At 69.8% G+C, this 20,151-nt stretch carries 14 protein-coding genes; 6 read left to right on the forward strand and 8 right to left on the reverse strand.

Annotated features, from left to right (window positions below; genetic code table 11):
• Window positions 1–24: 24 nt before the first annotated feature.
• Window positions 25–1,305 carry a TolC family protein gene (locus AC07PT_RS04270; protein WP_494655881.1) on the reverse strand — a complete coding sequence of 427 codons (1,281 nt, stop codon included), beginning with the start codon at window positions 1,303–1,305 and terminating at the stop codon, window positions 25–27.
• Between the two features lie 209 nt (window positions 1,306–1,514).
• Here AC07PT_RS04270 and AC07PT_RS04275 point away from each other — a divergent pair, with 209 nt between their 5' ends.
• The 3 genes from AC07PT_RS04275 to AC07PT_RS04285 all read left to right on the forward strand — a co-directional run bounded on the left by AC07PT_RS04275 (window position 1,515) and on the right by AC07PT_RS04285 (window position 4,298).
• Complete coding sequence (locus AC07PT_RS04275; RefSeq protein WP_492349483.1) at window positions 1,515–2,201, forward strand: response regulator transcription factor; 687 nt, start codon at window positions 1,515–1,517, stop codon at window positions 2,199–2,201.
• On the forward strand, window positions 2,198–3,634 hold the full coding sequence (locus tag AC07PT_RS04280) for a sensor histidine kinase (protein WP_494655882.1): 1,437 nt from the start codon (window positions 2,198–2,200) through the stop codon (window positions 3,632–3,634). The genes AC07PT_RS04275 and AC07PT_RS04280 overlap by 4 nt, the downstream gene beginning before the upstream one ends.
• An 85-nt stretch (window positions 3,635–3,719) precedes the next feature.
• The gene (locus AC07PT_RS04285; protein WP_027474890.1) at window positions 3,720–4,298 is read left to right on the forward strand and encodes a hemerythrin domain-containing protein; all 579 of its coding nucleotides are present in this window, start codon (window positions 3,720–3,722) and stop codon (window positions 4,296–4,298) included.
• Between the two features lie 33 nt (window positions 4,299–4,331).
• Here AC07PT_RS04285 and AC07PT_RS04290 read toward each other — a convergent pair whose 3' ends face one another.
• The 7 genes from AC07PT_RS04290 to AC07PT_RS04320 all read right to left on the reverse strand — a co-directional run bounded on the left by AC07PT_RS04290 (window position 4,332) and on the right by AC07PT_RS04320 (window position 13,670).
• Window positions 4,332–5,672, reverse strand: a complete 1,341-nt coding sequence (locus tag AC07PT_RS04290) for a TolC family protein (protein WP_494655883.1) — start codon at window positions 5,670–5,672, stop codon at window positions 4,332–4,334.
• Window positions 5,669–6,022, reverse strand: a complete 354-nt coding sequence (locus AC07PT_RS04295) for a DUF3240 family protein (RefSeq protein ID WP_492349486.1) — start codon at window positions 6,020–6,022, stop codon at window positions 5,669–5,671. The genes AC07PT_RS04290 and AC07PT_RS04295 overlap by 4 nt, the downstream gene beginning before the upstream one ends.
• The gene (locus AC07PT_RS04300; protein ID WP_494655884.1) at window positions 6,019–9,114 is read right to left on the reverse strand and encodes an efflux RND transporter permease subunit; all 3,096 of its coding nucleotides are present in this window, start codon (window positions 9,112–9,114) and stop codon (window positions 6,019–6,021) included. Before AC07PT_RS04300 ends, AC07PT_RS04295 begins: the two co-directional genes overlap by 4 nt.
• On the reverse strand, window positions 9,114–10,307 hold the full coding sequence (locus AC07PT_RS04305; RefSeq protein ID WP_492349488.1) for an efflux RND transporter periplasmic adaptor subunit: 1,194 nt from the start codon (window positions 10,305–10,307) through the stop codon (window positions 9,114–9,116). The genes AC07PT_RS04300 and AC07PT_RS04305 overlap by 1 nt, the downstream gene beginning before the upstream one ends.
• Before the next feature lie 100 nt (window positions 10,308–10,407).
• Complete coding sequence (locus AC07PT_RS04310; RefSeq protein ID WP_492349489.1) at window positions 10,408–11,817, reverse strand: sensor histidine kinase; 1,410 nt, start codon at window positions 11,815–11,817, stop codon at window positions 10,408–10,410.
• Between the two features lie 5 nt (window positions 11,818–11,822).
• A complete protein-coding gene (locus AC07PT_RS04315; RefSeq protein WP_494655886.1) occupies window positions 11,823–12,494 on the reverse strand; it encodes a response regulator in 672 nt (223 codons plus the stop codon).
• Between the two features lie 78 nt (window positions 12,495–12,572).
• Window positions 12,573–13,670 (reverse strand): alkene reductase, encoded by a 1,098-nt coding sequence (locus AC07PT_RS04320; protein WP_492349491.1) that lies wholly within the window; start codon window positions 13,668–13,670, stop codon window positions 12,573–12,575.
• A 218-nt stretch (window positions 13,671–13,888) separates the two neighbouring features.
• On the opposite strand from AC07PT_RS04320, the gene AC07PT_RS04325 reads away from it, so the two are divergent.
• The 3 genes from AC07PT_RS04325 to AC07PT_RS04335 all read left to right on the forward strand — a co-directional run bounded on the left by AC07PT_RS04325 (window position 13,889) and on the right by AC07PT_RS04335 (window position 20,138).
• The gene (locus AC07PT_RS04325; protein WP_492349492.1) at window positions 13,889–15,109 is read left to right on the forward strand and encodes a YbfB/YjiJ family MFS transporter; all 1,221 of its coding nucleotides are present in this window, start codon (window positions 13,889–13,891) and stop codon (window positions 15,107–15,109) included.
• 112 nt (window positions 15,110–15,221) lie between these two features.
• Complete coding sequence (locus tag AC07PT_RS04330) at window positions 15,222–16,388, forward strand: HD domain-containing phosphohydrolase (RefSeq protein ID WP_494655887.1); 1,167 nt, start codon at window positions 15,222–15,224, stop codon at window positions 16,386–16,388.
• Between the two features lie 3 nt (window positions 16,389–16,391).
• On the forward strand, window positions 16,392–20,138 hold the full coding sequence (locus tag AC07PT_RS04335; RefSeq protein ID WP_494655888.1) for a PAS domain-containing hybrid sensor histidine kinase/response regulator: 3,747 nt from the start codon (window positions 16,392–16,394) through the stop codon (window positions 20,136–20,138).
• The last annotated feature ends 13 nt before the right edge of the window (window positions 20,139–20,151 follow it).

The raw sequence follows: 20,151 nt of genomic DNA on the forward strand, positions 1-20,151 counted from the left end.
CGCCGTGAAAGGGGGCCGTGTGAATCAGGGGGTGGCCAGCAGGCGCTGGGGTTGGGTGCGCAACAGCCACAGGCCTTGGGCACGGGCGTGCTCGGCGCGCGCGTTGACGGCTTCGATCAGGGTGGCACGCAGCGTCCGGCGAGCATCGAGCAGATCCACCAGCGGGATGGCACCTTTGCTGTAGGCCAGCTCGGCGCCGGCCGCCACCTGGCGCGCGCGCGGCAGGATCTCGGTCTCGTAGCTGCGGGCCTGGGCCAGGGTGCCCAGCAGGCTTTGCTGCAGGCTTTGCAGCTCCAGCAAGGCGTTCAGGCGCACGCGTTCGAGCAGGGTGCGGGCCTGGTTCAGGCCCGCCAGGGCGCGGGCGATCTCGCCCTGGTAGGCGTAGTGGGTCTGCAGCGGCATCTGCAGGCGCAGCTCCAGCAGGCGGGTCGAGGTGCCGGGGTAGTGGTCCAGCGAGGCCCCCACGGTGATGTCGCTGCGGGTCAGTGCCTGGGCGTTGTCCAGCGCGGACTGCGCGGCATCCACGCGGGCCTGGGCGGCGCGCACATCGGCGCGGGCATCGACCACGGCCGCCAGGTCGGTGCCGGTGTCTGGTGGGGTCAGGGCCGGCCAGTCGGGGGCTACTTCCAGCGCGGTGGCCGTGCTGCGGCCCAGCACCTGGCTCAGGGCCGCGCCGGCACGTTGGCGCTCCAGCTCGGCCAGGCGCACATCACCCTGGGCGCGCTGGGCCTCGATCTCGGTGCGGGCGGCATCCTGGGCTGCCAGGTCGCCGGCGCGCACGCGCTGGGCCGCGGTGCCGGCCAGCTGGCTGGCGCTCTGGCTGATGGCGCGCACTTCGGCCAGCCGCTCCTGGGCCGCCAACAGATCGTAGAAGCCAGTCAGCCCGGCTTGCAGTTGCAGCACCCGGGTGTCGTCCACATCGGCCTGGGCCGCATCCGCCGCACGTTGCGCCGACAGCGTGCGCAAGGCCCGCTTGTTGCCGCGTTCCCAGGTCCAGTCCAGGCCGACGCTTTTGTCGATGCGCTTCTCATTGAGCACGCTGCCGCTGCCCAACCCATGCTGCAGGTCCATCTGGCTGGCCTTGGTGGTCAGCACCGGCAGCGGGGCGTGGTCGGCGCTGACGATGTCGGCCCGCGCCGCCGCTGCCAGCTCGTTGGAGAACTGCACGTCAAGGTTGTTGCGGGCCCCCTGCAACACCTGCTCCAGGCGCAGCACGGAGGGGGTGGGCGCGGCCGTCTGGGCCAGCGCGGCCGTGACGCAGGCACAGGCCAGCGTCACGGCCATGGAAATCTGTCGGATGCTCATCGTTACAGCTTATGCCTCATGGTCCCTGACCTGAACCTGACCAGGACCTGACTTTTGGGTGTTTTCCCCAGGTTCACGGAGCGCCAATGGTCTTGGGCAGACCGGTCAACCGGGGGGACGGCGTTTGCCTCGTGCCGCCGAACACCTTGGCGCAGGCAAGGTGGGCGAATCGGGGTAGGCTTGCATCCTGCCATTCAGGAATGACAAGCATGCGAATTCTGGTGATTGAAGACGACGCCGTGCTCCGGGACGTGATGGTGCGCAGCCTGAGCGAGGCGGGCCACCGGGTGGATGAGGCCGCCACACTGGGTGAGGCCGACCATTTCTGGCGCATCCAGCTGTTTGATGCGGTGCTGCTCGATCTGAACCTGCCCGTGGGCCAGGTGGGCCAGGGCCTGGGCAGCGGCCTGACCCTGCTGCGGGCCGCCCGGGCCCGCGGGGACCAGGTGCCGGTGCTGGTGCTGACGGCCCGTGACCGCACCGAGGAGCGCATCGCCGGCCTGGATGCCGGGGCCGACGACTACCTGGGCAAGCCCTTTGACCTGGCCGAGGTCGAGGCCCGCTTGCGGGCCCTGGTGCGGCGCAGCCAGGGCACCCAGGACATCACCACCGTGGGCACCCTGACGCTGGACCGCAAGGCGCGCCGCCTGAGCCTGCAGGGCGACTGGTTCGAGCTGCCCGCGCGCGAGTTCGAGGTGCTGTGGGAGCTGATGACCCCACCGGGCCGGGTGGTCAGCAAACGCACCCTGGCTGACAAGCTGTCGGGCTTTGACGAAGCCCTGGCCGACAACGCCCTGGAGGCCTTCATCTCGCGGCTGCGCAAAAAGCTGGTGGGCAGCGGTGCCAGCATCCGCACCCTGCGCGGCCTGGGCTACCTGCTGGAGGCCGAGGCATGACGGGCGCCGCCGGGGCGGCCACCCTGGCCCTGCCTTCTCTGCGCTCGCGGCTGCTGCGCCATGTGTTGCTGCCCCTGGGCCTGACCTGGCTGGCCGGGGCCGTGGTCTCGATCTCGCTGGCGCGCCATTTCACCCAGGCGGCCTACGACCGGTCTTTGCTGGATGACGCGTATTCGGTGGCCAGCAATGTGCGCGCCAACGATGCCGGTCTGGAGCTGATGCTGTCTTCGCGCGAGGTGCGGGCGGTGCTGTTCGACCAGGTTGAGAGCGTGTACTTTGCGGTACGCCGGCCCGACGGCAGCCTGCTGGCCGGGCACTCGGGGCTCAACATGCCGCCGATCTCCGACACCGACGAAGCCGTGTATGGCTTTGCCGACATCTACTACCAGGGCAAGCCGCTGCGGGCGGTGCGCCTGCGCCGATCCGAGCCGCTGGCCTTCGAGGTCATCATGGCCCAGACCACGCAGAGCCGCAGCGCACTGCTGCGCAACCTGCTGCTGTACTCGGTGATCCCTGAGGTGCTGCTGTTGGTGCTGCTGGCGGCCTGGCTGGGGCGCGCCATCCGCGCCGAGTTGCAGCCCCTGGCCCGCCTGCAGCAGGCGCTGGGCCAGCGCAACGCCCAGGACCTGACGCCTTTGCAGGTGCAGGCCAACACCCGAGATGTGCACCTGCTGGAGGATTCGCTCAATGCCCTGCTGGCCCGGGTGGCCCGCGGCGTGCAGGCCCAGCGTGAGTTTGCCGGCAACGTGGCGCATGAGCTGCGCACCCCGCTGGCCGGCATCCGGGCCCTGGCCGAATATGGCCTGGCCCAGCGCGAGCCCGAGGCCTGGCGCATGCAGTTGCAGCGCATCGTGGGCAGCGAGGCCCGTGCCAGCCACCTGGTCGATCAACTGCTGGCCCTGGCCCTGGCCGACGAGGCCCGCACCCAGATGCAGGCCGTGCCGGTGGCCCTCGATGAGCTGGTACGCGATGCGGTGCTGCGCCTGCTGCCGCGTGCCGATGCCGCCGGCATCGACCTGGGCGGGCGCGGGCTCGATGAGCCGCTGCGCGTGATGGGCCACCCTACGCTGCTGGAAGGCATTCTCAACAACCTGCTGGACAACGCCCTGCGCTATGGGCGACCGGCCTCGGGCGAGGGCGGCAGCATCACCGTCGAGTTGCAGCGCCAGGCCGACGGGGTGCACCTGTCGGTGATCGACAACGGCCCCGGCATCCCGGGGGCCGAGCGCGAACGGATCCTGCAGCGTTGGGTGCAGGGCGAGGAGCGCGAATGGATGGGCGAAGGCGTGGGCTTGGGCATGGCCATCGTGTCGCGCTATGCGCAGTTGCTGGGCGCGCGCTTCGAGCTGGGCCGGGGCCCGGACGGGCAAGGCCTGAAGGCGGGCATCGTGCTGCCCCCGGAGCTGCTGATCGAGCCTGGCGCCTCGCTTTGAGGCGTGGCACTTGATCTGGGTCAGGGACTTGCGCCGGGCGGCGTGGCACGCTCGTGCTCTTCTCACAGACACCCCGGGGCACACCATGGCACAAGAATGCATCAAGGTCATCCAGGAAGAACACACGGCGCTGGCGGCCATGCTGCGCTCCATGCTGATGATGCTCGACCGGGGGCCGGGTGACGAGCCAGAAAGCTTCTTTGACGTCATGCGGGCGATGCTGTTCTACATCGATGAGTTCCCCGAACGCCTGCACCACCCGAAAGAGTCGGACCTGTTGTTTCCGCGGGTGGCGCGGCATTCGCCGCATGTGATGACGGTGGTCGAGCAACTGGAGCGCGACCACATGAAGGGCGAGACCGCGGTGCGCGAGCTGCAGCACCTGCTGCTGGCCTGGGAGCTGATGGGCGACGGCCGCCGCAAGCGCTTCGAAGACGAGTTGCGCCGCTACATCGATTTTTACCTCGATCACATGCGGCTTGAAGAGACCGTGATCATTCCCGAAGCCCGCAAGGTGCTCGACGAGGGCGACTGGAAGGCCCTGGACGAGGCCTTCCTGAGCAATGCCGACCCGCTGGTCAACCCCAGCCTTCGCGACCCGGCCTACGACCGACTGTTCACCCGCATCGTGATGCGGGCGCCCAGCCCGGTGGGCCTGGGCTGAACGCCCGGTCAGGGCCTGTCCACAAGCCCTGACTCAACCGCCGTGCCCGGGCGGCGTCCACATCTGGTGGGCGTCCAGCAGCAGGCGGCTCTGGCTTTCCAGGATGTCCAGCCGGGCCGCGTCGGCATTCAGCCGGGCCTCCAGGGCCAGCCGGCGGGCCTGCAGGGCGTCGCCCAGCGGCAATTCACCCAGGCTGTAGGCCCGCCCGGCCAGGCGGGCGCTCTGGTCCATGCGTTGCCAGGCGGCCTCCAGGGCCTGCCAGCTGGCTTCACCTTCCACCGCATTGATGGCCACGCGCCAGGCTTCCGAGCCCACGCGCTGGCGCACCTCGTCCACCTTCTGGCGGGCCATCTCGGCCAGGGCCAGGGCGGTCTGCTCGTCGGCCCGGCGCCCGGCGCCGCCCCAGGGCAGCGACACATACACGCCCAGCACCTGCTCCTGGCCGCCGCGCTCGCGCGAGGCGCGCACGCCCAGCACCGGGTCGCCCTGCCGGTCCAGCCCGGCCCGGCGGGCCACCAGTTCGGCGTGGCGCGCCTGGGCTTCGGCCAGTTCCAACTCGTGGTTGTCGGAGAGCACCCGCTCTACCCACTGCTGGGCGGTCTCAGCCAGCCCGGCAGGCGCGGGAAGACCGCTGGAGGTCGGCTCCAGCCCGGCTTGCACATCGGGGTAGCGCAAGCGCAGGTCGGCTTGAAGGGCGCGCAGCCGGGTGCCCGATTGCTGGGCTGCGGCCTGGGCCCGGCCCACATCGGCCTCGGCCTGCAGCAGCTCCAGCCGGGCGGCCTCGCCCGCCTGCAGGCGCCGCTGTGCCACCGAGCGTTGTTGCTCGGCCAGGGCCACCTGCTCGCGCAGGACCTGCAGGGTGCGGGCTTCGCGCAGCGCGTCGAACCAGGCCTTGAGCAGGGCGCGGGCAGATTCGTGCCAGGTGTCTTCAAACGCCAGCATCCCGACCTCGGCCTCATTGCGGCCCAGGGCCTGATCGGCATCGAGTTTGGCCGGCAGGCGCAGGCCGCGTTCCAGGGCCAGTTCGGTTTCGCGGTAGCGCGGCCCAGGCATTTCACGGCGTTGCTGCACGCCGGCCTTGAACGTCCACTCGTGCGGGCCGGCGTTCAGCCGGGCCTGCCGCCCGGCGGCGGCATCGACGTTGGCGCGCGCCGCCTGCACCATGGGCTGGCGCAGCAGCATGGCGCGCACGCGCTCTTCGGGGGGCAGCACGTTCTGCAGTCGGCCAGCCCAGGGCAGGGGCACCCGCTCCAGCGTGGCGGCGGGGTCGGTGTGGGCCGGGCCTGGCGGCGTGTCGGCGAAGGCCGGCAGGCTCAGTGCGGTGCACAGGGCCAGCACCAGCAGGCGTGGGGGGCTGATGGATGCGCGTGTCATGCCAGCCTCCCGTGTTGCAACAGCGGTGCAGTCCACCAACTGATGTCGGGGTGGGGCACGCTGGCCTGCAAGGCCTGGATCAGGGCCGGCACCGTGCTCGCGGCCAGCACGGTCAGCACCAGGGTGCGCCGGGCCCGGCCTTTCACCTGCTCCATGGCACTGGGCAGGTCCACGCCGGCGCCCAGGCTGTGGCCTTGCAGCACGGTGTAGGGGCCGGGGTGTTCGGGCAGGGCCTGCAAGGCGTCGAGCAGGGTTTCCTCCAGGGCCTGGGGCAGCGACAGCGTCAGCAGGCACATCGGCACGGAAGAGGGTGCTGTCAGCAGGGGGGCAGAAAGGGTTTCAGGGCTCATGCGAGGGCCTGGCGCGAGGGCCGGTGAAAGTGACGGTACAGCAGTGGCAGCAGGAACAGGGTCAGCACCGTGGCGCTGAACAGCCCGCCCATGACCACGATGGCCAGGGGGCGCTGGATCTCCGAGCCCGGTCCGGTGGCCAGCAGCAGGGGCACCAGGCCCAGGCCGGTGATGCTGGCGGTCATGAGCACGGGGCGCAGGCGGCGCAGGCAACCCTGGCGCACCACCTCGTCGATCGGCAGGTGGCGTTCGGCGAGCTGGTTGAAGCAGGTCACCAGCACCAGGCCGTTGAGCACGGCAATGCCCATCAGCGCGATGAAGCCCACCGAGGCCGGCACCGAAAGATACTCACCGGTAGCGCCGAGGGCATACACACCACCGACCAGGGCAAAGGGGATGTTGGCAAACACCAGCAGGGCCTGGCGCAATTGGCCCAGGGTGGCGAACAGCACCAGCAGGATCAGGGCCAGGGCCACCGGCACCACCACGCTCAGACGGGCCGCCGCGCGTTGCTGGTTCTCGAACTGGCCACCCCAGGCCAGCAGGTAGCCGGGGGGCAGCTTGACCTCGCGTGCCACCGCGGCCTTGGCGTCGTCCACAAAGCCGACCAGATCACGGTCACGCACATTGGCGCGCACCACGGACATGCGCATGGATTTTTCGCGGTCGATCTTCACCGGGCCATCCACCACGCGGATGTCGGCCACCTGGCTCAGGGGCACCGAGGCGCCATCGGGCAGGGGCAGGCGCAGCTGGGCAAACTGCTCGGGGGCCATGCGCAGCGCATCGCTGCCGCGGATCATCAACGGCACGCGCCGGATGCCCTGCACCACGGTGCCGCTGCGCCGACCTTCGAGCAGGGCGCGCAGGTCGTTCTGCACCTGCTCGACGGACAGGCCCAGGCGGCCCACGGCGGCCCGGTCGATGGCCACGCTGAGGTACTGCACGCCCTCGTTCTGCGCGGTGATCACATCTTCGCTGCCGGGCACGCCCTGCACCACCTGCACCACCTGCGTGGCCAGGCGGGCCAGCTCCTGTGGGTCGGGGCCGAACACCTTGATGGCCAGATCACCGCGCACACCCGACAGCATCTCGGAGGTGCGCATCTCGATGGGCTGGGTGAAGCTGAGGTTGATGCCGGGCACCGGAGCCACCGCTTCGCGCAGGGCATCGATCAGCGCGTCCTTGCTGGCAAAGCGCCAGCTGTCGCGGGGCTTGAGCACCAGGAAGGTGTCGGTGTCGTTGAAGCCCATGGGGTCCAGGCCCAGTTCGTCGGCACCCACCCGGGCCACGATGCCCGAGACCTCGGGCACGGCCTTCAGGACGCGGCGCTGCAGCTCCAGGTCGGTGGCACTCGACGAGTCCAGCGAGATCGACGGCAGCTTTTCGATCTGCAGGATCACGTCACCCTCATCGAGCGAAGGCATGAACGATTTGCCCAGCAGCGGAAACACCGCCAGCGCGCCAGCCAGGGCCAGCACCGAGCCCAGCACCACGCTCTTGCCGTGGCCCAGTGCCCAGTCGAGCATCGGGGTGTAGTGCGCCTCCAGTCGCCGCACCAGCCAGGGGGCCTGGTGGGGTTTGTGCCCGGGCTGGGGCAGGCGCAGCAGCCACGAGGCCAGTGCCGGGATCACGGTCAGCGACAGCAGCAGGGAGGCCCCCAGCGCGAACACGATGGTCAGAGCCACAGGGCTGAACAGCTTGCCCTCCAGGCCCTGCAGCGTGAGCAGGGGCAGGAACACGATCATGATGATGGCCACGCCCGCGCCCACCGGCTGCGCCACCTCGACGGTGGCACGGTAGACATGGTGCCGGTTGGGCAGGGCCAGGGCCGGCCCATGCAGGCTGCTCTGGCGAGCCTCGATGTTCTCGACCACCACCACCGCGGCATCCACCAGCATGCCGATGGCGATCGCCAGGCCGCCCAGCGACATCAGGTTGGCCGACAGGCCCCACTGCTGCATCAGCACAAAGGTGGCCAGGGCCGACAGCGGCAGGATCAGGGCCACCACCAGCGCGGCGCGCAGGTTGCCCAGGAACAGCAGCAGCAGGATCAGCACCAGCACGATGGCTTCGCCCAGGGCCTTGGTGACGGTGCCCACGGCACGATCGACCAGTTGGCCACGGTCGTAGAAGGGCACGATGGTGATGCCCGGTGGCAGGGTGGGGCCCAGGGCATCCAGGGTGGCACGCACCTCCCGCACCAGCTGGCGGGCATTGGCGCCGCGCAGGCCCAGCACCAGGCCCTGCACGGTTTCGCCGGTGCCGTTGCGTGTCACGGCACCGTAGCGGGCCAGCTCGCCCAGGCGCACGGTGGCCAGGTCGCCGACGCGCACCGACTGGCCGTCACGCGCCGTGATGGCGATGGCGCGCACATCGTCCAGGCTGCGGATGCTGCCCTCGCTGCGCACCAGCAGTGATTCTTCGCCGGCCTGCAGGCGGCCCGCGCCGTCGTTGCGGTTGTTGCCCTCCAGGGCAGTTTGCAACTGGCTCAGCGCGATGTGGCGGGCCGACAGGGCCGCCATGTCGGGCACCACCTCGAAGGTCTGCACCATGCCGCCCAGCGAGTTGACATCGGCCACGCCGTTGATGCCACGCAGGCGTGGGCGGATCAGGGTGTCCAGCACGATGCGGCGCTCGGCCAGGCTGGCCTCGCCCTCCAGCGTGAACATGAACATCTCGCCCAGCGGGGTGGTGATGGGGGCCAGTCCGCCACCGATGCCCGGGGGCAGTTCGCCCATCACGCCGTTCAGCCGTTCACTGACCTGCTGGCGCGCCCAGTAGATGTCGGTGCCATCGGCAAAGTCGAGGGTGATGTCGGCAATCGCGTACTTGCTGCTGGAGCGCAGCATGACTTGCTTGGGAATGCCCAGCAGCTCTTGTTCGAGCGGGGCCACGATGCGGGACTCGACCTCGGCCGGCGTCATGCCGGGGGCTTTCAGGATGATCTTGACCTGGGTGCTCGACACATCCGGAAAGGCGTCGATCGGCAGGTCACGCAGGGCCAGCAGGCCGGCGCCGATCAGGCCCAGGGTCAGTACCAGGGTGAACAGGCGCTGCGACAGCGCCAGGGCAATCAGACGGGCCAGCATCATTTGGCCTTGGTCGGGGTGGTGGGCGCTTCTGCCGGTGCACCTTCAAGGCCCAGCCCCTGCCACAGGCCCTTCAGGGCTGCGGTGCCTTGCACCACCACTTCGTCGCCGGCCTTCAGGCCGCTGAGCACGGTGATCTGCGTGCCCCCGGCAGCGCCGGTGCGCACGGCCACGGGTTCGTAGCCCTGGGCCCGTTTCACGAACACATGGGGCTGGCCTTCATGCTGCACCAGGGCGGCGGTGGGCACGCTGATGGCGCCGCTGGCCGGCAGCGTCGCAGCCGCGTGCAGTTGCACGAACTGGTTCACGCGCAGGCAGTTCTCGCTGCCGCTGAAATCGGCACGCAACAGTGCGGCCTGACTGGCGCTGCTGACCTGGGGCGTGATGGCGGCCAGGCGGGCCGGGGTCTTGCAGCCGTCGACCTTCAGGGCGTCACCCACCTTGAGCCAGCCCAGTTGCTGCTGGCTGGCCTGCACCTCGATGCTGAGCAGGCCGGCGCGCGCGAGCTTGGCCACCGGCATGCCGGCGTCCAGGCGCTGGCCCGGGGTGGCCGAGAGTTCCAGCACGGTACCGCTGGCGGGGGCCACCAGGGTGAGGCTGGCGTCGAGTGCCGGGTGTTTGAGTTGCTGGGCCGACACGCCGGCCAGGCGCAGCGCCTGGCTGCGCTCGTCCAGCGTGACCTGGGCCATGCGGGCCTGGCCGCGGGTTTCGCGCAGGCGTTGCTCGGCGATGATGCCCTCGGCAAACAGTTGCTCGTCACGTTGCAGGCGTTCGCGCGCCAACTGGGCCTGGGTGTCGGCCTGCAGCCAGTCGCGCTGCCATTCCACCAGTTGCGGGCTGAGCAGTCGGGCCACTGGCGTGCCGGCGCGCACGCTCTGGCCGGGGCTGACCAACACGGCCTGGACCACGCCAGCCACCGGGGCGCTGACCAGGTCGGTGGCCTGGCTGGGCAGCATCACCGTGCCTTGCAACACCAGGTTGGCGCCGGTGTTGGCGGCGCTGGCCGTCTGGGCGGGCTGGGTGCGCAGTTGGGCGGCCTCGGCCTGGGCCGGGCTGAGCTTGAGCAGTTCTGCGGCCTGAGACGGCACCCCCGCCAACAGGCCCAGGGTGAGGCCGGCAGCCAGGGTGTGCCGCGAGCGCAGGGTTCGCAGAGCGGGCTGGGTGGCCCGCAGGAAGGAGTGGCGGAGGTTCATGGGCATATTCTGGAGCGAGCTTCCGAGCCTAGGGCCTGCACCTTAATGTTTCATGAATGAAAGGCTGGAGCCCTCCGGCGGAGGCCCCGTTTTGAAGCGGTCAAGCCCCCTGGGCAGGCCGCAACGCCAGGGTCACGCACAGGCCCGGGTGGGCAGCATCGGTGTGCCCGGGGGCGGGCGACTGCAGACTCAGCCGGCCACCCTGGCGTTCGATGATGGTGCTGACGATGGACAGGCCCAGGCCGTAGCCGGGTTGCGGGGTGCTGCGCGATGGCGTGCCTTCTTGCTGGTGGCGCTGCAGCAGGTCGGCCTGGCGCTCGGGCGGAATGCCCGGGCCGCAGTCGCTCACACTGAGTTGGGCCGGCAGGTGCACGCCCAGCACGATGGGGCCTTGGGGCGCATGGCGGGCGGCGTTCTCAAGCAGGTTGCGCAGAGCGATGGCCAGGGCGTCGAAGTCGCCCAGGGCCTCGGGTTCGCCGTGTTCGGGCAACTGCAGTTGCAGCCGGTTGAGCAGGGCCGGGTCGGCCCAGAACTCCTGCGCCACGGCGGCGGCCAGGCGAGTCAGGGGCACACGCTCGCGGGCCAGGGCGGCGCCTGATTCGGCGCGCGACATCTGCAGCAGCTTCTCGGTGCGCCGGCTCAGTTGGGCCAGCGAGTCCAGGGCATGCTGCAGTTCGCGCTGCACCACCTCGGTGGGTTCCTGGCCGAGCAGGGCCTGCACCCCTTGCAGGCGCAGCCGGGTGGTGGCCAGCGGGGTGCGCAGCTCGTGGGCGGCGTTGGCCGCCAGGGCGCGCTCGGTGTCCAGGGCCCCCGACAGGCGCTGCAGCAGGTGGTTGCTGCGCTCGGTGATCACGGTCAGTTCGGCGGGCAGGCCGGCGCTGGACAGCGGGCTCAGGTTGCGGTCGCTGCGCTCGCGGATCTGATCGGCCAGTGCGCCCACGCTGGCCAGTTCGCGCTGGGTGATGTGGCGGATCAGCAGGGCCAGAAAAGGCAGCAGGCCCAGCAAAGGCAGCAGCAGCGACAGCACGACATCGATCTGGGTGTGCTGGCGGTGCTGCAGTGCGTCGGCCACATGGATGCGGGCCTGGCGGGTCGGGTGGGTCAGGCTGAACACGCGCCACGGGCCCTGCTCGGAAAAGCCGTAGCGCACCTCGGGGGCCAGCACCTCGGTGGGCGCGTCGGCAGAGCGCAGCAGCAGGCGCCCTTCGGGGCTGGTGATCTGGTAGATCAGGTGGTGCGGTGCCAGGTGCAGCGGAAAGCTGCTCGAGCGCGGCGGCGGTGCCTCGCCCAGCACCGGGCTGGCGCCGTGTTCATCGATCTCGTGGCTGACCAGGTCGAGCAGGCGCCAGGCGCTTTCGCTGAGGGCGCTGTCGTACACATCGTTGACCTCGGTGCGCACGTACCAGGTGGTGCCGACCGCCGTCATCAGCCACAGCGCACACACCCACAGCACCAGGCTGCGGCTCAGTCGGGCCGACAGGCTGGTGGGGGGGCGAGCCGGGGTGGGCATGGGTTTCAGGCCGGGTCGCCGGCCAGGCGGTAACCCAGGCCGCGCAGAGTCTGGATGCGCTCGCGGCCGATCTTGCGACGCAGGTTGCTGATGAACACCTCCAGGGTGTTGCTGTCGGTGTCGTCGTCAAAGCCGTACAGGGCGTCGAGCAGGCTTTCGCGGCTGTGGATGCGTTCAGGGCGGCTGGCCATCACACGCAGCAGCGCCCATTCCTTGGCCGTGAGTTCCACCGGCTGGCCGTTGACGCGCACGCGGTCGCGCGCCAGGTCCACGCTCAGGGCGCCCAGGGTGAGGGTGGCACCCTGGCCGCTGGCGCCGCCACGGCGGCGCTCAACCGCGCGAAGCCGGGCCAGCAGTTCTTCCGGGTCGAACGGTTTGACCAGGTAGTCGTCGGCCCCGGCATCCAGGCCCCGGATGCGGTCGGTGATCTGGTCACGGGCCGTTAGCACGATGACGCTGCTGTCGGCATGTTGGCGTTGCAGCAGGGGCAACAGGCCCAGCCCGTCGCCGTCGGGCAGGTGCAGGTCCAGCAGCACCGCGCCCCAGTGCGCCGCCGGCAAGGTGGCGCGGGCCTGGGCCAGCGTGCCGGCCGTGTCGACCACGAAGCCCTTGGCGCGCAGAAAGCTGACCAGGGCCTCGCTCAGCTGGGGGTCGTCTTCAATCAGCAGGATTCTCATGGGGCTCTCGCGGGGCTCTGGTGGGTGCGGGCCCGATGTTAGCCCGGGCCGGGGGCCGGACCGGCGGCTGGCACCGGATCAGAGCGTGGGGTAGTCGAGGTAGCCGGCCTCGCCGCCGCCGTAATAGGTGGCGCGGTGGCCTTCGTTGAAGGGCCCATTGCGGCGCAGGCGCTCGACCAGGTCGGGGTTGGCGATGAAGGGGCGGCCAAAGGCCACGATGTCGGCGCCAGCGGCCACGGCCGCATCGGCCAGCTCACGGGTGTAGCCGTTGTTCACCATCCAGGCGCCCTGGCCACCCGCGTTGCGGTAGGCGGCCTTGGCGGCGGTGTAGTCGAAGGGCCGGTCGGGCAGGGTGCGCGCACCGCCGGTGGCACCTTCAATCACGTGCACATAGGCCAGGCCGCAAGGGGCGAGTTGGCGCAGCACGTACTCGAACAAGGGCTGCGGGTCGGCATCGATCACGTCGTTGGCCGGCGTGACCGGCGACAGGCGGATGCCGGTCTTGTCGCCACCGATCTCCGCGCTGATGGCGGCCACCACTTCGAGCAGCAGGCGGGCGCGGTTCTCGATCGAGCCGCCATAGGCGTCGCTGCGGTGGTTGCTGCCGGTCTTGAGGAACTGGTCGATCAGGTAGCCGTTGGCGGCATGGATCTCGACCCCGTCAAAGCCCGCCGTGATGGCGGCGCGGGCGGCGCGTCGGTAGTCCTCGATGATGCCGGGCAGCTCGCCCAGTTCGAGGGCGCGCGGGGTGGAGGTTTCGACAAAGCCGGGCACGCCGTCCTTGATCAGCACGGTCTTGGTGTTGGCGCGGATGGCCGATGGCGCCACCGGGGCGGCGTTGCCGGGCTGCAGGTCGGTGTGCGAGACGCGGCCCACATGCCACAGCTGCACCACGATCTGGCCGCCCTGCGCGTGCACGGCCGCCGTGACCTTCTTCCAGCCCTCGATCTGGTCCTCGCCATACAGGCCGGGCACGTCGGCATAGCCCTGGCCCTGGTGGCTGATGGCGGTGGCCTCGGTGATCAGCAGACCGGCGCTGGCCCGCTGGGCGTAGTAGGTGGCCGTGATGGCTGCCGGCACGGCGCCCGGGGCGCGGTTGCGCGTGAGCGGTGCCATGGCGATGCGGTTGGCGAGTTTCAGGCTGCCGGCCTGGACGGGTTCGAACAGAGAGCTCATGGTGTTCCTGAAAAAGGGTCGGGACGGGAGGGGCGCAAAACAGTGGGCACAGCGTAGCGCCCCCGCAATGGGCTTGCTTGCGCAAGATCATGCGTTTTATGCCAGAGCCGGCCCTGACACTGGTCCGGTGGGTCACCCCCGCGACCCGGTGCCGTCCCTGCAGTGAGCCGCTGGCGCGCTTACAGTGGCGTCATAACAAATAGCCGGAGACAACACCCATGCCGCGTTCCACCCTGAGCGCTCCCGCGGCCCTGCCCGCCACCTTGCTGGCCCTGGCGCTGTCGCTGGGGGCGGCAGTTTCGCTGGGCATCACCCGCTTTGCCTACGGTCTGCTGCTGCCCACCATGCGCGAGGACCTGGGCTGGTCGTATGCGCTGGCCGGCGCCATGAACACGGCCAATGCCCTGGGCTACCTGATCGGGGCGCTGGCCACGCCCTGGCTGCTGCGTCGCCAGGGGCCCGAACGGGTGTTGCTGGGCGGTGCGGTGCTGGCCAGTCTGTTCATGGCCTGCAGCGGGTTTTTCACCGAGGCGGGGCCCTTGCTGGTCCAGCGCCTGCTGGCCGGTGCGGCCAGTGCGCTGGTGTTCATCGCAGGCGGCCTGATGGCCGCCCGCCTGGGGGCCTTGCAGCCCGGGCGTTCGGGCTGGTTGCTGGGCCTGTATTACGGCGGCACCGGCTGGGGCATCGCGCTGTCGGCCTGGCTGGTGCCCGAGGCCTTGCAGCAGGCCGTGCATGAGGCCCATGCCTGGCGCTGGGCCTGGTGGGCGCTGGCCGCGGCCAGCCTGCTGGCCAGTGCGGCGCTGTGGTGGCCGGCACGGCGCCTGGCGGCCTTGCTGCCGCCGGCCTCCGTGGGCAACACGGGGCGGGGCTTTGACCTGCGACCGCTGTGGCCGGCCCTGGCCGGCTACACGGCCTTTGGCGTGGGCTACATCGGCTACATGACTTTTGTGGTGGCCTTGTTGCGTGAGCAGGGCGTGGCGCCTGAACGCATCACCCTGTTCTATGCCCTGTTGGGTGGGGCGGTGCTGGCCTCTGCGCGGCTCTGGGCTGGTTTGCTGGAGCGCGCGCGGGGTGGGGGCGCACTGGCTTTTCTGAATGCCTTGCTGGGGCTGGCCGCCCTGTTGCCGGCCCTGAGCCACTGGTGGCCGGCGCTGTTGCTGTCAGGGCTGATGTTTGGCGGGGTGTTTCTGTCGGTGGTGGCCTCGACCACGGCGCTGGTGCGCCACAACCTGCCGGCCTCGCGCTGGGCGGCCGGCATCAGTGCCTTCACCATCGTGTTTGCGGCCGGGCAGATCGTGGGGCCGACGGCGGTGGGCTGGATTGCCGACGGGCCCGGCGGTCTGGTGCGTGGCCTGGTGTTTTCGGCACTGGCCTTGTGGGTGGGGGCCTTGCTGGCCTGGCGCCAGCGGCCCCTGGGCGCGGTGGTGCCGGAGGCCTGAATCCGTGATCTGCGCCATGCTTGGATGGATCGGGGGCTAGGGCTACAAGGGCTTTGCAGACTATAAGCAGACGCCCATAATGGCCTGAAAAATCCATCAGGGGGATACCTTCATGCCAGCGCGCGATCCGTGCGACACCCGGCCCGTGGTGCTCGTCGTCGATGATTTGCCCGACAACCTCACCGTGCTTGGCGATCTCTTGCAGGCTCACTACCGGGTGCGGGTGGCGAACTCGGGCCTGGCGGCCCTGCGTCTGGCGGCCTCCGCGCCTCGGCCGGATCTGATTCTTCTGGACGTGATGATGCCCGGCATGGATGGCCTGGAGGTGTTGCGCCGCCTGCAGTCCGACCCGCAGACCCAGGACATCCCGGTGTTGTTCGTGACCGCCATGGACGACACCGCCGACGAGGCTCAGGGCCTGGCCCTGGGCGCGCTGGACTACATCACCAAGCCGCTGCGTCCGCCCGTGGTGATGGCCCGCGTCAAGACCCAGCTGGAGCTCAAGCGTGCCCGGGACCTGCTCAGCGACCGCAATGCCAGCCTGGAGGCCGAGGTGGCCCGGCGCATGGCCGAGAACCAGCGCATCCAGCACATCAGCATCCACGCCCTGGCCCGGCTGGCCGAAACCCGCGACCCCGAGACCGGCAACCACCTGCTGCGCACCCAGGGTTACATGCGCCTGCTGGCCACGCAACTGGCCTTGCACCCGCGCCATGCCCGCGATCTGGATGCCGACACCATCGAGCGCTTTGCCAAGTCGGCGCCGCTGCACGACATCGGCAAAGTGGGCATTCCGGACCACGTGCTGCTCAAGCCCGGCAAGCTCACGCCCGAGGAATGGCAGCTCATGAAGACCCACGCGCTGCTGGGCGCCCAGGCCATCGAGCGGGCGGAGCAGGACCTGATGGACGAGGGCGGCCCACCCATCGATTTTCTGGCCTGCGCCAAGCAGATTGCCCGGCATCACCACGAGCGCTGGGATGGCAGCGGTTACCCCGACGGCCTGGCCGGCGAGGCGATTCCGCTGGCGGCGCGCCTGATGGCCCTGGCCGACGTGTTCGATGCCCTGATCTCGCGCCGGGTGTACAAGCCGCCGTTTGCCTTCGAGGTGGCGCGCGACATGATCCTGGCCGAGGCCGGGCGCCATTTCGACCCCGACGTGGCGGCGGCCTTTGCCCAGCGATTTGCCGATTTCTGTGTTGTGGCCGAGCGCCATGCCGATACCGAGGACGCGGTGGTTGCCAAGTACCAGTCTTTGGGCGGGGTTTTGCTGGATTGATGCATGGCGCTCCCAGGCTCCCCCATCCGCTACCCGGTGCCCCGGCGAGTCGTGCTGGCCGGGCTGGGCGCGGTGTTGATCTGCCTGTCGATGGCCGGCCTGCATGGGCACCAGCAACAGCGTCTGGCGGCAGCCCAGCGGCAGATGCAGACCCTGGCCCAGGCGGGAGAGGATCTGCATCAGGGCTTTTTGCACCTGATGCTGGCCAGCGACGAGGCCTCACCGTGGCAGCGCTCGCGCGGTGAAGCCCTGCTGACGGAGGCCCTGAACGGCTATACCGCCACCGCCGTGGCGCCGGTGCTGGAGCGGGCCGGGGTGCTTGAATTGCCACGCGATCTGGCCGAGTTCCGTCGCCAGGCGCTGGCCTTGAATGGCCTGCCTGCCGATTCCCGGCAGGCCCTGTCGCTGCGAACGATGTTGCATCACCTGGATGTCGGGGTGGCTGCTGTGAACCGGCAATTGCAACAGGACAGCGAAGCCTTGTCACAGCGCCTGAACCTGGCTTTTGATGCCGGCCTGCTGGCCGCCTTGCTGCTGTTGCTGGGGGCTTGCGTGGCCATCTACCGGGCCGAGCGGGCGCGCAGCGGCTTGTTGCAGCGCCTGCACGACAGCGAATCGGTGTATCGGACCATGGTGTCGTCGCTGACCGAGGGGGTGATGGTGTTCGCACCCGATGGCCGGATTCGCACCTGCAACCCCTCGGCGGAACGCATCCTGGGCCTGTCCCTGCAGGACATGCAGCAGCGCTTTCCCCACCCGCGGGATTGGCAGGCCCGCCGCGAAGACGGCCACATCCTGGCCCCCGAAGACCTGCCGTTGGCCCGGGTGCTGCGCGACGGGCAGGCGGTGCACCAGTGCCTGTTGGGCCACCCGGATGGACAGGGCTCGATGCTGTGGCTGAGCGTCAACGCCGAGCCCCTGCGCGACCCTGCCACCCAGGCCTTGCAAGGGGTGCTGGTGTCATTCACCGATGTGACCGAGAGCCGGGCCGTGGCGGCCGAACTGGCGCGCCACCGTGAGCACCTGGCTGCGCTGGTCGAGGCCCGCACGCAGGCCCTGGAGCAGGCCGTGCAGGCCCGCTTGGCCAGCGAGACCCGGGCCCAGGTCGTGACCGACAACCAGCCCGCGCTGGTGGCCTACTGGGACCGCAGCCTGCGCCTGCGCTTTGCCAACCAGGCCTACCTGGACTGGTTCGGTCAGTGTGCCGAGCAGGTGCTGGGCCGCACGGTGAGCGAGGTGCTGGGCGAGGCCTTCTTCCAGCGCCAGTTGCCCTTCATCGAGCGAATTTTGCAAGGTGAAACGCTGAGCGATGACTATGACATGCCCGGGCAGGCCGGGCAGTCGGCCCACTTTCTGGTCAAGCGCCTGCCCGACTGGCAGAACGGGGTGGTGCAGGGCTATTACTTCTTTGCCACCAATGTGCAGGCCCTGAAAGACGCCGAGGCGCGGCAGCGGGAGTTGGTGGTCGGTCTGCGCGAGGCCGAGCAACTGCTGCGCCTGGTGGCCGACAACATCCCGGGCCGGGTGGCTTACTGGGGGCGCGATCTGCGTTGCCGCTTTGTCAACAAAGGCTACCTGGATTGGTTCGGGCTGCGCGAGGAGCAGGTGACCGGCCGCAGCATGGAAGAAATTTTTGGCCCGGCCCGCCTGCAGACCTTCGGTCGTCAGGTGCAGGGCGCCCTGGCGGGTGAGGTGCAGCGCTTTGAGCGCGAAGAGCTCAGTGCCCGCGGCACGCATGCGGTGACCCTGTTGCATTACACGCCCGACTGGCGTGAGGGCGAGGTGCGTGGCTTTTTCGTGCTGGCCACCGACATCACCCGCTCCAAGCAGGCCGAGCAGCGCCTGCTGGAGCTCAATGAAGAGCTGGGGCTGGCGCGCGACCGGGCCGAGTCGGCGGCGCGGGCCAAGGGGGCTTTCCTGGCCAACATGAGCCATGAGATCCGCACCCCCATGAACGCCATCATGGGTCTGACCTACCTGCTGCGGCGCGATCTGAGCGACCCCTCGGCGCGCGAGCGCCTGATCAAGATCGACGATGCGGCCCACCACCTGCTGAGCCTGATCAACGACATCCTGGACCTGTCCAAGATCGAGGCCGGCAAGCTGAGCCTGGAGTCGATCGACTTTGCGCTGGACACCATGCTGGCGCGCACCTGTGCCCTGGTGATGGAGACAGCCCGCGAGAAAGGCCTGGAACTGGTGCTGGACACCGACCACCTGCCGCGCACCCTGCGGGGCGACCCGACCCGCCTGTCGCAGGCCTTGCTGAACCTGCTGAGCAATGCGGTGAAGTTCACCGAGCGCGGCTCGGTGCTGCTGCGGGCCCGGCTGCAGCCCGGGGCCCCGGCGGGCGCGCTGCGGGTGCGCTTTGAGGTGCGGGACACCGGCATCGGCATTCCGGCTGACCGCCTGCCCCACATGTTCAGCGCCTTCGAGCAGGCCGATGCCTCGACCACACGGCGCTTTGGGGGCACGGGTCTGGGCCTGACCATCACACGCCACCTGGTGCAGCTGATGGGGGGCGATGCCGGGGTGGAGAGCGAGCCGGGGCGGGGCAGCTGCTTTTGGGTGACCGTGCTGCTGCAAGAAGCCGAAAACCCGGCCCGCCCGCCCTCGGTGCAGCCATTGGCGGGTTTGCGCGCTTTGCTGGTGGACGACCTGCCCGAGGCGCGTGAGGCCCTGGCAGACATGCTGAACCAGTTGGGTCTGCGCACCGATGTGGCGGATTCGGGTCCGCAGGCACTGGCCCGGGTGGCCCAGGCCGAGCAGGCCGGCGACCCCTACACCTTGGTGTTGCTGGATTGGTTGATGCCTGGCCTGAATGGCCTGGACACCGTGCGGGCCCTGCGGGCAGCCCACCCCGAGGGGCAGGGGCCGGCCTGTCTGCTGGTCAGCGCCAGCGTCGATGCCCAGTTGCGCGCCGAGGCCGCCACCCTGGGGGTGCCCATGGTGCTGGAGAAGCCCGTGTCCTATTCGTCGCTGCTGGACTGCCTGCTGCTGTTGGTCAGCCGCGTGCGCGAAGCCGTGCAGGCCGTGCCGGCGCAGTGGGTGGCCGGGCAGGGGCCCGAGCACCGCTTTGACGGCGCGCATGTGTTGCTGGTGGAGGACAACCCGATCAACCGCGAGGTGGCCAGCGAGCTGCTGAGTTCGGTCGGGCTGCGGGTGAGCTGCGCCGATTCGGGCCAGAGTGCCTTGGATCAGGTGCGTGCCGATTTGCCCGTGCTGCCGGACCTGGTGCTGATGGACCTGCAGATGCCGGGCATGGATGGCCTGGAGGCCACGCGGCAGTTGCGGGCCTTGCCGGGGTGCGCCCGTTTGCCCATTGTGGCCATGACAGCCAATGCCTTTGCCGAGGTGCGATCCAACTGCCTGGCGGCCGGCATGAACGACTTCGTGGCCAAGCCGGTGGACCCGCCCGCCCTGTATGCCGCCCTGACCCGCTGGCTGCACCAGGCAGGGAGTGACGTGGCTCGATCGCAGGCACCTATGGACGACCTCACGGCCTCGCCGTCGCTGGTTGAGACGGCAGGGCTGTCGTGCCCGTCGCTGACCGCCGAGGCGCTGGATGCGCTGGAGCTGGCCTTGATCGAGGCCGGCTTTGAAGCCCATGATCTGCTGCGGCCCCTGTTGGCGGAGCTGACCGAGGTGTCGGCCGAGCTGGCGGGGCGTCTGGAGCTGAGCGTGCGCCGCTATGAGCACGAGCTGGGTTTGAGCCTGCTGCGCGAGTTGCGACAACGCCTGGGGCGTTGAGACCAGGGGCTTG

Source organism: Curvibacter sp. GW821-FHT09D12, assembly GCF_059416245.1.